Origin of the sequence: Sinorhizobium chiapasense, from assembly GCF_036488675.1 — a bacterium.
GTDB lineage: Bacteria > Pseudomonadota > Alphaproteobacteria > Rhizobiales > Rhizobiaceae > Sinorhizobium > Sinorhizobium chiapasense.
The window spans coordinates 2,521,351-2,534,098 of sequence record NZ_CP133148.1 but is presented as its reverse complement, the minus strand read 5'-3'; the positions used below and the strand labels follow the sequence as shown (position 1 = coordinate 2,534,098).

General features: G+C 64.0%; 7 protein-coding genes and 2 pseudogenes. 4 read left to right on the top strand and 5 right to left on the bottom strand.

All coding sequences use genetic code 11. The features are described from left to right. Nucleotides 1-10: 10 nt before the first annotated feature. Complete coding sequence (locus RB548_RS12345) at nucleotides 11-421, bottom strand: carboxymuconolactone decarboxylase family protein (RefSeq protein WP_331371595.1); 411 nt, start codon at nucleotides 419-421, stop codon at nucleotides 11-13. A 46-nt stretch (nucleotides 422-467) separates the two neighbouring features. Then, nucleotides 468-914: pseudogene (locus RB548_RS12340) on the bottom strand (cyclase family protein); the annotation flags it as partial. A 294-nt stretch (nucleotides 915-1,208) separates the two neighbouring features. Here RB548_RS12340 and RB548_RS12335 point away from each other — a divergent pair. Both RB548_RS12335 and RB548_RS12330 read left to right on the top strand, forming a co-directional pair. Continuing rightward, nucleotides 1,209-2,402, top strand: coding sequence for an efflux RND transporter periplasmic adaptor subunit (locus RB548_RS12335; RefSeq protein ID WP_331371594.1), 1,194 nt, complete (start codon nucleotides 1,209-1,211; stop codon nucleotides 2,400-2,402). Continuing rightward, on the top strand, nucleotides 2,399-5,542 hold the full coding sequence (locus tag RB548_RS12330) for an efflux RND transporter permease subunit (protein ID WP_331371593.1): 3,144 nt from the start codon (nucleotides 2,399-2,401) through the stop codon (nucleotides 5,540-5,542). The genes RB548_RS12335 and RB548_RS12330 overlap by 4 nt, the downstream gene beginning before the upstream one ends. A gap of 41 nt (nucleotides 5,543-5,583) precedes the next feature. Here the strand turns inward: RB548_RS12330 and RB548_RS12325 are convergent, their stop codons facing one another. From RB548_RS12325 to RB548_RS12315, 3 genes and pseudogenes are all read right to left on the bottom strand, one after another. After that, a complete protein-coding gene (locus tag RB548_RS12325; RefSeq protein WP_408642416.1) occupies nucleotides 5,584-6,033 on the bottom strand; it encodes an arsenate reductase ArsC in 450 nt (149 codons plus the stop codon). A gap of 78 nt (nucleotides 6,034-6,111) precedes the next feature. Beyond that, a pseudogene (locus tag RB548_RS12320) lies at nucleotides 6,112-6,266 on the bottom strand (transcriptional regulator); the annotation flags it as partial. Nucleotides 6,267-6,289: 23 nt separating this feature from the next. Next, a complete protein-coding gene (locus tag RB548_RS12315; protein WP_331371592.1) occupies nucleotides 6,290-6,724 on the bottom strand; it encodes a DUF1772 domain-containing protein in 435 nt (144 codons plus the stop codon). Between the two features lie 570 nt (nucleotides 6,725-7,294). Here RB548_RS12315 and RB548_RS12310 point away from each other — a divergent pair. Together RB548_RS12310 and RB548_RS12305 are read left to right on the top strand one after the other, a co-directional pair. Beyond that, complete coding sequence (locus RB548_RS12310) at nucleotides 7,295-8,701, top strand: FAD-binding oxidoreductase (RefSeq protein ID WP_331371591.1); 1,407 nt, start codon at nucleotides 7,295-7,297, stop codon at nucleotides 8,699-8,701. 68 nt (nucleotides 8,702-8,769) lie between these two features. Then, nucleotides 8,770-12,519, top strand: coding sequence for an AsmA family protein (locus RB548_RS12305; protein WP_331371590.1), 3,750 nt, complete (start codon nucleotides 8,770-8,772; stop codon nucleotides 12,517-12,519). Nucleotides 12,520-12,748: the final 229 nt, after the last annotated feature.

The following is a 12,748-nucleotide window of genomic DNA, read 5'->3' as shown; positions in this document are numbered from 1 at the left end:
TTCGAAGTCATCAATTTTCGCCCGTCGCGTCGAAAGCCGCGTCCACCGGGACCTGCAGCGCGGTGGCCAGCTGGTTGGTCTTGGCGGCGAGCGAGATGACGCGCAGGAGGTCGGCGTGCTCTGCCGCCGTCATGCCCTTGGCCTTGGCCGATGCCGTGTGGGAGTGGATGCAATAACCGCAGCCGTTGGTGACGGAAACGGCAATATAGAGCATTTCCTTCACGAGCGGGTCGAGGGCGGAGGGCGTCGCCATGACTGCCTTCACCTCCGCCCAGGTCCGCTCCAGGAGGTCCGCGTCGTAGGCGAGCCAGAGCCACATATTGTTGACGAAGTCCGATTTCCGTGTGGCACGGATGTCATCGAAAACTGCCTTGACGCGCGGGTCGGCTTCCGGATCGGGCGGCGGGACGACAGTGCTCATGCTTTCTCCTTGAACTCATATTGAATTTTGCGCGATCGGTTGTTCAGAGCATGGCGACACAGGCGTTTTCCGGAATGTCGCCATTGGCGCCGATCCATGCCTTGATATCGTCCGGCGTTATCTGGGCGTCGGCATTTCCCGCTGCCTTTTCGCGGATATCGACGACGCAGAGCGGCACGATGAGCTTCTCGACCGGCAGTTCGGCGACCGACATACCGTCGGCGGAGAAATGCAGCGGCGCGTCGACATGCGTGCTGGCGTAGCTGAACTTCTGCTCGCGGAAGAACTGCTGCTGGCCGAAGTAGGTCGGGAACTCCTCGTAGAGTTCATGGGTGAGGTCTGTGACGCTGGTATGGCCGGCGGCGAGCGCCGCCGGCGCTATTCCCATGCTGGCGGCGGCAATACCGGCCGTGCCGACCGCAGCCGCGCGGAAAAAGCCGCGCCGCGACAGCATTCGCTGCTTTACCGATTCCATGATGCAGGCGTCGCACATCGTTCTTCTCCCAACATGAGTTGAACATCGAAACCGATCGGAATGGTGCCCGAGGAATGCAGAATAGCCCAGCCGCCGAGGCTGTAAACACTGGTTGTCCAGTAAAATACTGTGCAATCGGCGAACGGCGATGGGCGCCATCATGCCGCCAACAAATTCGGCTTTTATTACAATTGCGTAATGATGGCATTCCGAGATTGCCCGAAGGCAGGCAAACAATGATACTCGGGGGCAAATCGGAACGCTCCGCCGGCACGGGGGCCGCTGGAGCGCGCTTTTCATTTGGAGATGTGAATGCGGCTTTGGAAGCAACTGGCGGTCAGCGTCGTTGTGCTCGTGGTGGGGGCGGCTGCCTGGGTACGTTTTGCGCCCGGCGCCGGCGAAACGCTGGCGGCGATCGGCGTTTCGCACCCGCTGATCGATGCGCTGTCGAAGTCGCAGGGCGGCGAAGGTCAAGGCGGGCGGCGCAACGGCGAACGCGGGCAGGGTGGCCAGGGCGGCTTCGGCGATGCGGCGCTGGTTGTCGTCAGGCCGTCGGCGAGCGCGATCGTCAACGACAGGCTCAACGCCATCGGCAATGGCGAAGCGATTCATTCCGTCACGGTGACGCCGACCGCGACGGGCAACCTTACCGAAATCCTGGTAAAATCCGGCGACAGGATCGCCGAGGGCCAGGTCATCGCGCGGCTTGACAGCGACGACCAGAAGGTTGCGGCGGAACAGGCGCGGCTGACGCGCGACAGTGCTGAGGAAAAGCTCGCACGCTATCGCAATCTCGGCAGCGCACGGGCGGTGACGGCGGTGGAGGTTCGCGACGCGGAAATCGTGCTGCAGGCGGCCGAGCTGGCGCTGAGGACGGCAGAGCTCGATCTCAAACGCCGCGACATCGTCGCGCCCTCGAAAGGTGTAGTCGGTATCATCACCGTCAATGCCGGCGACTACGTGACGACGTCAACGCCGATCGCAGTGGTGGACGACCGTTCGCAAATTCTTGTCGATTTCTGGGTGCCGGAACGCTTCGCCAGCAAGATTTTCGTCGACCAGCCGGTGACGGCGAATGCGATCGCGCAGCCCGGGCGGCAGCTCGAAGGCGTCATCCATGCGATCGACAACCGTCTCGATCAGGCGAGCCGGACGCTCCGGGTCCGTGCAAGGCTTGAAAATCCCGACGACATGCTTCGGGCGGGCATGTCTTTTTCGGTTACCATGGCCTTCGACGGCGACCGTTATCCGACGGTCGATCCGCTGGCGATCCAGTGGAGTTCGGACGGATCCTATATCTGGCGCGTCAAAGGCGATCGCAGCGAGCGGGTGCCGATCAAGATCATCCAGCGCAATCCGGACAAGGTGCTTGTCGACGCCGCTCTTGTGGAGGGCGACCGTATCGTGACTGAAGGCGTGCAGCGCCTGCGCGATGGCGGCGCGGTGCGCGTTGCCGGCGAAGAGCGGCGCGAGCCAGAGCAGAAGGTCGCGGGAGAGGCGCAATGAACATCGGGTTCGGCGGCCATCACGGCAAGGGCGGAGGCCAGGGGGGAAAGACCGGCTTTACCGCGCTTTTCATCCGTCGGCCGATCTTCGCGCTGGTGGTCAACACGCTGATCGTCGTTGCCGGCCTCGCCGCCTGGAACGGAATCGAAATGCGCGAACTGCCGCAGGTCGACCAGCCGGTCGTTTCCGTGACGACATGGTTCGAAGGCGCTTCGCCGGAAACGATCGACCGCGAGGTGACCTCGATCGTCGAAGGCGCGGTATCGCGCGTCCAGGGCCTCAAGGGCATTTCCTCGAGTTCTTCCCTCGGGCGCAGCCGCGTGACGCTCGAATTCTCCGACACGACCGACATTGGCCAGGCGGCGAATGACATTCGCGATGCGCTCGGACGCGTTGCCGGCCAGTTGCCGGACGATGCAGACGAGCCGATCATCGTCAAGGCGGACGCGGACAGCCAGCCGATCATGCGGCTGGCGCTGACCTCCGACACGATGACCATGGAAGACATGACGCTGTTGGTCGAGAACGAGATCAGCGACCGGCTCGCGGCAGTCGAGGGTGTCGCCGATGTAACGGTCTACGGCGACCAGGAGAAGATCTTCCGCATCGACCTGAACCAGGCGAAGCTCGCCGGGCGTGGGGTCACGGTGGCCAATCTTCGCGAAGCGCTCTCCAACGCATCCTACGACGTGCCGGCGGGCTCGCTCACCAGCGCCAGCCAGGACATTACCGTTCGAGCGACGGCGGACCTCCAGACGCCCGAGCAGTTCGAAAATCTCATCATCGGGGACAATGTGCGGCTGCGGGACGTCGCGACGGTGACGCTCGGCCCGGATACGGGCACGTCGGCGCTGCGCTCCAATGGTCGGCAGGGCATCGGCCTCGGCATCGTCCGTCAGGCCCAGTCGAACACGGTCGATATCTCCGAGGGTGTTCACCAGGTGGTGGACACGATCTCCTCGGAGATCCTGCCTGAGGGAACGGAACTCAAGATCACCAGTGACGATGCGGTCTTCATCAATGGCGCGATCCACGAAGTGGAGATCGCGCTCCTTGTCGCCGTATTCATCGTCACCTTCGTCATCTATCTCTTCCTGCTCGACTGGCGTGCGACGCTGATTCCGGCAATCTCGATGCCGATCGCGTTGATCGGCACGCTTGCGGCGATCTATCTCGCCGGTTTCTCGATCAACATCCTGACGCTGCTTGCGATCGTGCTTGCAACCGGCCTCGTCGTCGACGATGCGATCGTGGTGCTCGAAAACATCGTGCGCCGCCGGGCGGGGGGGCTCGGGCCACGCGCGGCCGCCGTGCATGGCACCCTCGAGGTCTTCTTCGCCGTGCTGGCGACGACGGCCACGCTTGCCGCGGTCTTCGTGCCGCTCTCCTTCCTGCCGGGGCAGACAGGCGGGCTTTTCCGCGAGTTCGGTTTCGTGCTCGCCTTCTCGATCCTGCTTTCCTCCTTCGTTTCGCTCACGCTCTGCCCGATGCTCGCCTCGCGTCTGCTGACGAAAGAGGCGCATGCGCATCAGGGCGTGATAAGTCGGCTCGGGGCGCGGGCCGCGGCGTTCTATCGGGTAACCCTTCGCGCCTGCCTCAATGCGCCGCTTATCGTCTTCGTCGTCGCCGCCTTCTTCACCGCGGCGGGCGCCGCCGGTTTCCTGACGCTCAAGTCCGAACTGACCCCCAACGAGGACCGTTCGCAGGTGATGCTCAGGATCAACGCGCCGCAGGGCGTCTCACTCGAATATACGCAGGCGCAGATGCGTCGCATCGAGGAGGGCCTTCAGCCGCTGGTCAAATCGGGAGAGATCAGCAACGTGTTTTCGATCTCGGGGCAGGGTGGCTCGGCCAATAGCGGCTTCATGGTGCTGACGCTTGCGCCGTGGGAAGAGCGGGAGCGCACGCAACAGCAGATCGTCGCAGACATCAACAACGTGACCGCGAAAATTCCGTCCGTCCGCTCCTTCGCCATCCAGTCCAACAGTCTTGGCATTCGCGGTGCCGGGAGCGGCCTTCAGGTGGCGCTGGTCGGCAACGACTACAGAAAGCTCGGCGACGCGGCGGCCAAGCTCGTCCGCGCGATCGAGGACAGCGGCCGTTTCGAGAACGTGCGGCTCAACTATGAGGCCAACCAGGCTCAACTCTCGATCACCATCGATCGCGAGCGCGCGTCCGACCTCGGCGTGGACATCAGCGGGTTGTCCTGGGCGCTTCAGGCGATGCTCGACGGCAGCAGCGTCGTCGATATCTTCGTCGAGGGCGACGCCTATCCCGTCAAGCTGCTTTCCTCGACGACACCGCTCAACGACCCGACGGACCTGCAGAACATCTTCGTCAAGGCGCGTGACGGCCGGATCGTGCCGATGTCGACCATCGCGACGATCGAGGAAAAGGCGGTGGCGCCGCAGCTGGCGCGCGAGTCGCAGCTTCGCGCCGTTTCGCTTTCGGCCGGCCTCAAGTCGGACCTCGCGCTCGGCGAGGCGCTGTCGATGGTGGAGGAGATGGCCGAGCCGCTGTTGCCGCCGGGGTCGCGCGTGATGCCGCTTGCGGAAGCGGCGACGCTCAACGAAAACGCCAATGGCCTTTTCATCACCTTCGGCTTCGCGATCGTTATCATCTTCCTGGTGCTGGCAGCACAGTTCGAGAGCTTCGTCAGCGGCCTCATCATCATGTCGACGGTGCCGCTTGGGCTTGCCTGCGCCGTCTTCGCGATGATCATCACGGGCAATACGCTGAACATCTACAGCCAGATCGGGCTCGTCATGCTGGTCGGCATCATGGCGAAGAACGGCATCCTGATCGTCGAGTTCGCCAATCAGTTGCGCGATCGCGGCCAGGATGTGCGCAGCGCCATCGAGAACGCAGCCAATATCCGCCTGAGGCCGGTGATGATGACGATGATCGCCACCGTCGTTGGCGCTCTGCCGTTGGTTCTGGCGAGCGGGGCAGGGGCCGAGGCGCGCATCGCACTCGGCTGGGTGCTGGTCGGCGGGCTGGGCCTCGCGGTGATCGTGACGCTCTACCTCACTCCGGTCGCCTATCTCGTCATCGCGCGCTTCACGAAGCCGCATGCCGACGAGGAGCGCAAGCTGCACGAGGAGATGGACGCGGCTTCAGCGATGGTCGAAATACGATAGGTCAGATCGCACCGCGTCAGCGAATGCGCTTGCCTTCGTTGTCAGCCCGCGTTCGGCGTATCGCGGCCGATCTCGTCGAGGCGCTGCTGCAGGGCTAGCTTGTCGAGGGTGGGCATCGGCAGGCTGGTGAAGGCCAATATCCGATTATTCAGCATCCGATAGGCTTCGGAAAAGGCAAAGTGTTTTTCAGGTTCGCTGCCTTCGGCCACGGCCGGGTCCGGCACGCCCCAATGTGCCGATAGCGGCTGCCCCGGCCAGACGGGGCAGGCTTCGTTGGCCGCATCGTCGCAGACGGTGAAGACGAAATCCATCTTCGGCGCGTCAGCGCCGGCGAACTCGTCCCAACTCTTGGAACGCGCGAAGGACGTATCGTAGTCGAGACTCTGCAGCAGTTCCAGGGCGAGAGGATGAACTTTCCCCTTGGGCTGTGATCCGGCCGAGAACGCCTTGAATTTGCCCCGGCCGAGTCGATTGAGGATCGCCTCGCCCATGATCGAGCGCGCCGAATTTGCTGTACAAAGAAAGAGAACGTTGAATGGCCTGTGGTCGCTCACGATTGATCCTCCTAAGCAATTGCAGGTGACAGCCCGGATGGCGAGCGGCAAAGTTCGTGATTGCCGTTGCAGCAGTCCTCCATGAGATAGGCGAGGAGGCCGCCGAAGCCAGTCATGTCGGCGACGTAACGTACTTCCCGCCCTTCGCGTTCGGCGTATACGAGGCCTGCTGTTTGCGACAGTGTGATGACGGCTAGAACCCGCGTAGCGCGGCGAGCAGGTAAATCGCCGCCGCAATCGCGCCGAGCGCGCTTCGGCCGGCATGGACCTTGCCCCAGCGGGTTAGCAGCGCGCGGGTCTGATCGCTTGCCTCTTCCGGGCGGGTCGCCTCCAGGCGGCGATTGACGGGCATGACGACGAGCAGGGTGTAGGGCCAGTTCAGGATGATGACCGCGGCCCCGAGACCCCAGAGCGGATTGCCGGTCTGCCACCATGCCGCGGCGCCGAGGAGCCCTGAAACGATGGCGAGGGAAGCCTGCATCTCGAAGCCGCGCCGGTAGGCTGGCCCCCACTCGGCAAGCGCCGAGCGATAATCGAGGCCGAGCCGTGCCGGTTGCTCGGCCACGTTGATATAGATGGCGGCGCCGAAGAAGACGGACGCCGTGACCAGGGCGAGCAATCCAAACATTCGACCTTCTCCCTGAGAGCGGGCGATGGATGGCGGTACGGTACTGTATCCTTAAATCGTCGCCGATTTAAGGATACATGCAGCAATTCAAAGTGCTACAGCGTCCTTTGCGCGTCTGATCAGACGCGCGGCGCTGTAGATGTATCATAGCTTTGCTTGCCGCCAAACGAGGAGGAGCACGGCTGTCGACCGCCAGAAGAGGTGGCCGCCCAACGGCGCACTTGTGACAAGCGAGTATCACCGTCTGTGATTTTGTGCGTTGCGAAGCTTTGAACCTGCGTGAACTTCTGGACAAATTGATTCCGATTTGCACAGTAGCGCCCTGAAATGTCAGCGCTTCCGATCTGGCCCCGGACGTCTCGTCCCGACGTGGCATCACGGAAAGACGCGTGTGCGCCTGAGACTGGAGGTCATGGCAACCCACTAGCTTGCGCGCCGGGTGGAGGCAGCCGCCGTGGAATTCCTTAATTCGGTGTCGAATTGGGAATAAAATCGGGCGGCAATTCAGAATGTTACAGTGACCTTGCGCGACTGGCCGGGACGCGAGGTGCTGCAGGGAAAGGGCGTTTCGTGGCGTTGAAGGCAATCAAGGCGGGAACGAGAAACGACAGCGGTATCGTTGCGGCGAAGGAACTTCTTGCCACCCGATTCGGCGAGCGCTTCCAGGTCGGCGAGACGGTCCGCGCCCAGCACACGCACACGACGACCTATATACCGGCGCAATTGCCCGATGCCGTGGTTTTTCCCGAGAACAGCGCCGAAGTGCGCGAGATCGTCAAGATCGCCGGCGCACACCGCGTGCCGCTGATCGCCTTCGGCACCGGATCGTCGCTGGAAGGGCACGTCAACGCGCCGAACGGCGGCATATCGGTCGACATGATGCGCATGAACCGGGTTCTCGCCGTCAATGCCGAGGATCTCGATTGCACGGTCGAACCTGGCGTCACCCGCGAGGAGCTGAACACCTATCTGCGCGATACCGGTCTTTTCTTCCCGATCGATCCCGGGGCGAACGCCTCGATCGGCGGCATGGCCTCGACACGCGCCTCCGGCACCAACGCGGTGCGATACGGCACGATGAAGGAGAACGTGCTGGCTGTGACGGCGGTCGTTGCCGGCGGTCGCGAGATTTCGACCGGCCACCGGGCGCGCAAGTCTTCGGCCGGCTACGACCTGACGCGGCTCTTTGTTGGCGCGGAAGGCACGCTCGGCATCGTCACGTCGATCACGCTGCGCCTGCAGGGCATACCGGAGGTGATCTCCGGCGGCGTCTGCCCGTTCCCGACCACTGCGGATGCCTGCAACGCGGTGATCCTGACGATCCAGTCGGGCATTCCGGTGGCGCGCATCGAACTGCTCGACGCGCTGCAGATGAAGGCGTGCAACGCCTATTCGAACCTCGGCTATGCGGAGACTCCGACGCTTTTCGTCGAGTTTCATGGCAGCGCCGAGAGCGTGGAGCTGCAATCGCGCCAGTTCGCCGAAATAGCGTCGGAATTGGGGTCTACTGGTTTTATCTGGACGACCAATCCGGAAGAGCGCTCGCGACTCTGGAAGGCGCGGCACAATGCCTACTGGGCACAGAAGGGGCTGGTGCCCGGCGCCGCGATCCTTTCGACAGATGTCTGCGTGCCGATCTCGCGGCTTGCCGATTGCGTCGCGGCGACGCAGGAGGATAGCGCGGCACACGGGCTGGTCGCCCCGATCGTCGGCCATGCGGGCGACGGCAACTTTCACGTCGGGCTGCTTTTCGACGACAAGGATCCAGCCGATGTGGCGCGGGCGGAAGCCTTCGTCGAGCGGCTGAACGCGCGGGCTCTGTCGATGGACGGTACCTGTACGGGAGAACATGGAATCGGGCAGGGCAAGATGCCGTTTCTCGAGGCGGAACTCGGCGACGCGCTGGATCTGATGCGACAGATCAAGCGCGCGCTGGATCCGGACAATATTTTCAACCCGGGCAAGATTTTTGTCTGACACTGCGGGGATCGGCGGCCCAAGGATGCGAGTAGGGGCGCGAATGAGACAGACGGGAATGTGACACGGTGCTGGCGCGAATTCTGGTTACCATCAGCGGTTTGCTTGTCGTCGCTCTTTTTGCGGCGTTGATCGCGCCATTGTTCATCGACTGGACCAACTTCCGCAACGATTTCGAGCGCGAGGCAAGCCGCATCATGGGCAAGCCGGTGGTCGTTCACGGCAGTGTCGATGCCCGCATCCTCCCGTTCCCGACGGTAACCCTCAACGACGTGCGCGTCGGTCCCACCGAGGGCGACCAGCCGATCATCCAGGTCGCGCAATTCTCGATGAGTGCCGAGCTTGCACCGTTCCTGAGCGGCGAAGCGCTGATCTTCGACATGCGGCTCGATCGACCGAAGGCGAGGATCCGCCTCCTGCCGGACGGTACGCTGGATTGGGCGCGTGGGACCCGCGCGTCGATCCCGGCAAGTACGGTCGTTCTCGAAAAGGTTGAGATCGTCGACGGTGAGATCGAGTTCGTGGACGAGCAGACGGGGCGGACCCGCCGCGTCAGCGACCTTTCCGCCGATCTGGCGGCGCGCTCTCTTGCCGGCCCATGGAAGGTCGAGGGCCGCGCGGCACTCGACGGCGAAGCCGGCAGCTTCGCCTTTTCCAGCAACCAGGTGAACGAGGAAGGGGCGCTGAGCCTCAGGGCGCGGCTGACGCCGGACAAGCGGCCGTTCGGTGTCGAGCTCGACGGCGATCTCAAGGTCGTCGACTTCAAGCCGGTTTATGCCGGCCGTTTCACGCTGACCGAAAACCGGCCCGCGGACGAGGCCAAGCAAAGTGGTGCCCTGCGCATCAACGGCGATTTCCAGCTCACCAACGAGAGCATCCGTGTCCCGGAATACCGCTTCGAGGCTGGCCCGCCGGACGATCCCTATGTCGTCACCGGCGAGGCGACGCTCGACACCGGCAAGGACCAGAAATTCCTGCTGATTGCCGATGGCCAGCAGATCGACGTCAGCCGCATCGGCAATTCCGGCCGCAGTGGCAAGACCGGTCGCGACCCCGCAATTTCGCTGCGCCAGCGGATCGAGGCGATGCTGGCAATCGCCGCCGACATTCCTATCCCGCAGGTGCCGGGCCGCGCCAGCCTGAAGCTGCCCGCGATTGTGATCGGCGACACGACGGTTCGGGACGTGCGGCTTGACGTCAGGCCGGATGGCGCCGGCTGGATCGTCGAGAATGCCGTGGCGCTGCTGCCCGGCCGGACGCAAATGGAGGCCAGCGGGCGACTGAACCTCAAGGAACAGCGCGCCTTCCGCGGCGACATCCTGGTCGCCTCCAACCAGCCTTCAGGATTGGCGAACTGGCTGGCGGGGTCCGTGGACCCGGCGATCCGCAAGCTGAAGACGGCCGGTTTTGCCGCGACCGTCAACCTGACGGACACGCTGCAGCAGTTCGATAGCCTTGAGGTGGCGGCCGGGCCTGCGACTCTTCGGGGCCGTATCGAACGCCAGTCCTTCGCGGAGCAGCAGCCGAGCCTGTCGCTGCAGCTCAAGGGCAACCGTATCGACTTGGAGGCGCTGCAGGCATTGGCTGGTCTCGTCGCCGGCGATGCCTCGACCGGGACGCTGCTGCAGCATGCGATCGCCGCCGATCTCTCCGCCGAGGCATTTTCCGCCTTCGGTGAGGAGGCGCGTGATGTGCAGGCAGTCCTGACGCTCAAGAACGGGCAGTTGCAGGCGGAACGGGTAGCGATCGGCTCGCTATCCGGCGCCCAGCTTGCGTTTTCCGGCCGGATGAGCGGCGGCCTCGACCAGCCGGTGCTTTCGGCCAAGATGAAGCTCGCCGCCAAGGACCTGACGCCCTTCCTGGAAATGGTCGGCCGACACACGGTCGCCCATCCGGCCCTGCAACGGCTCATCAGGGCCGGCCCCTATTATTCCGACGCCGCTTTGGACGTGACGTTGACGGCCGGTAGCAACGAGGGCAGTGCGCCGGTCACCTTCGGTGTGATCGGCACCGCCAACGGCAGCAAGATCGCCGCAAGCTACCAGGCTCCCGATGTCGCCCAGGCGCTCACCGGCAAGGGAATGCTGCTGGAGGCGACACTCGAAAACCCGCAGACGGTCGTCCTTGTCGGGCAGGCGGGCTTCGATCCCCTGCCGTTCGATGCGGATGCCAACGGTATCCTGGCGGTCAAGCTGCAGAGCACCGAGGGTTCGAAGGCGAACGGCACGCTGACCTTCACCACCGAGAAAACGTCGCTGGCCGCCAAGGGGGACTTCGATCTTGCCCGTGACCACTATCTCGAAGGGCAGGCGAAGCTAACGCTGCAGACGGAAGATCTGGAGCCATTCCTGCTTCTCCAGGGAATCGGACTGCCGCAGATGGGCAGCGGGCTGCCGGTAACGTTGTCGACCGACATCACGACCGATGCGGAAAGAATCGCCCTCTCGGCGATCGAAGGCAAGGTCGATCAGAATGTCTTTTCCGGCGCGCTGGCGATCGACCGCAAGACCGCCGGCAAGGCGGTCGGCGAGCTTGCGCTGGACACGCTCGATCTCGCTTGGCTCGGCGAGGGCATCCTCGGGCAATTCGAGGACGCGTCAATCGGCGGATTGTCGATGGGGCCGGTCGCGCAGCCGGCCTGGACCGGGCTCGACGTGGCGTTGAACGTCACGGCGAAGCGCTTCTGGCCCGGCATCTACGGTCCGGTCGCCGGCTTTGCCGGGAAGCTCGAATGGAAGGGCGACGAGCTTGCGCTGAGCGACGCCACCGGCGAATGGCTCGGGGGCAAGCTCGAGGGGCGGCTGCAAGTCGGCAACGCCAATGGCTCGGGCTTCCTGCGCTCGCGCTTCGACCTCAAGGGCGGCGATCTTGCCGCCGCCGGATGGGTACGCGAAAGCGGTCCGGTAGCGACGGGCCGGTTCGATCTGGCCGTTGCGATGGAGGCTTCGGGTGCGACCCCCCGAGCGATGGCACATTCGGCGAGCGGGTCAGGGACGGCGACGTTCAACGGCGTGACGCTCAACGGTATAAACACGGCGGCGTTGGCGCCGCTGATGGCCGCCGCCGATGCCATGAAGACCGAGATTTCGCCCGACGCGGTCCGCAAGGCGGCAGAGCAAGTGCTCTTTACCGGTCAATCGGTCGTCGGTGCCATCAAGGTGCCTTTCAGCGTCGCCGGCGGCAGGGCCAGGGCGCAGAACGTCACGGCGGGCGACGGCAACGCCGCGTTCACCGGCGAAGCGGCATTCGACCTTGCGGAACAACGCATGAACGGCGTGATCGACCTGGCATTCCGGCCGGGCGAAGAGGCGCTCGCCGGCGCCGAACCGCGCGTGCGCTTCGGCTTTGATGGGCTCCTGGACGCACCGGGTGTTTCGATGGACGTCACCGACCTTTCGAATTTCCTGTCGCTCAGGGCCTTCGAGCGCGAGCGGCGGCGCGTGGAAACGTTGCAGTCGAATGTGCTTGAGAAGCAGCGGCTTCGCCGCGAAGTGGCGCTTTACAAGGCGCGCGCGGCCGAACGCGAGGTTGCACGCCTAAGGGCGATCGCCGAGGAACGCCACCGCCAGGCCGCGGCCGCGGAGGCGGCGCGGATGAAGGCCGAGACGGAGGCGCGCGCGGCGGCCGAACGGCGCGCGGCCGAGGAACTGCGCCTGCGCCTGCGGCAACTTCCGCCGCGCAGCACCGTAGCGCCGCCTCCGCCGCCGCAAAACGTCCAGCGCGGCAACCAGCAGCCATCGTCCGGCGGCAACGCAGCCGGCGAAAACGCCGGCCCCCCGCTGAACTTCGACATGCTGCCAGACATCACGGTGCAATAAGCGGGACGAGGAAAAGTGCGAAGCGGTTTTCCGCCCGCATCCCGCGTCAAACAAGCAAGCTGGGACGAGGAAAAGTGCGAAGCGGTTTTCCGCCCGCATCCCGGGTCAAACAAGCAAGCTGGGACGAGGAAAAGTGCGAAGCGGTTTTTTCCTCCCGGTGCCGAAACCGTCAAAAACCCTAGAATTTTAGTGGTCCATTTGAAGCCGTATTAGCATCCCCTCAGGCACA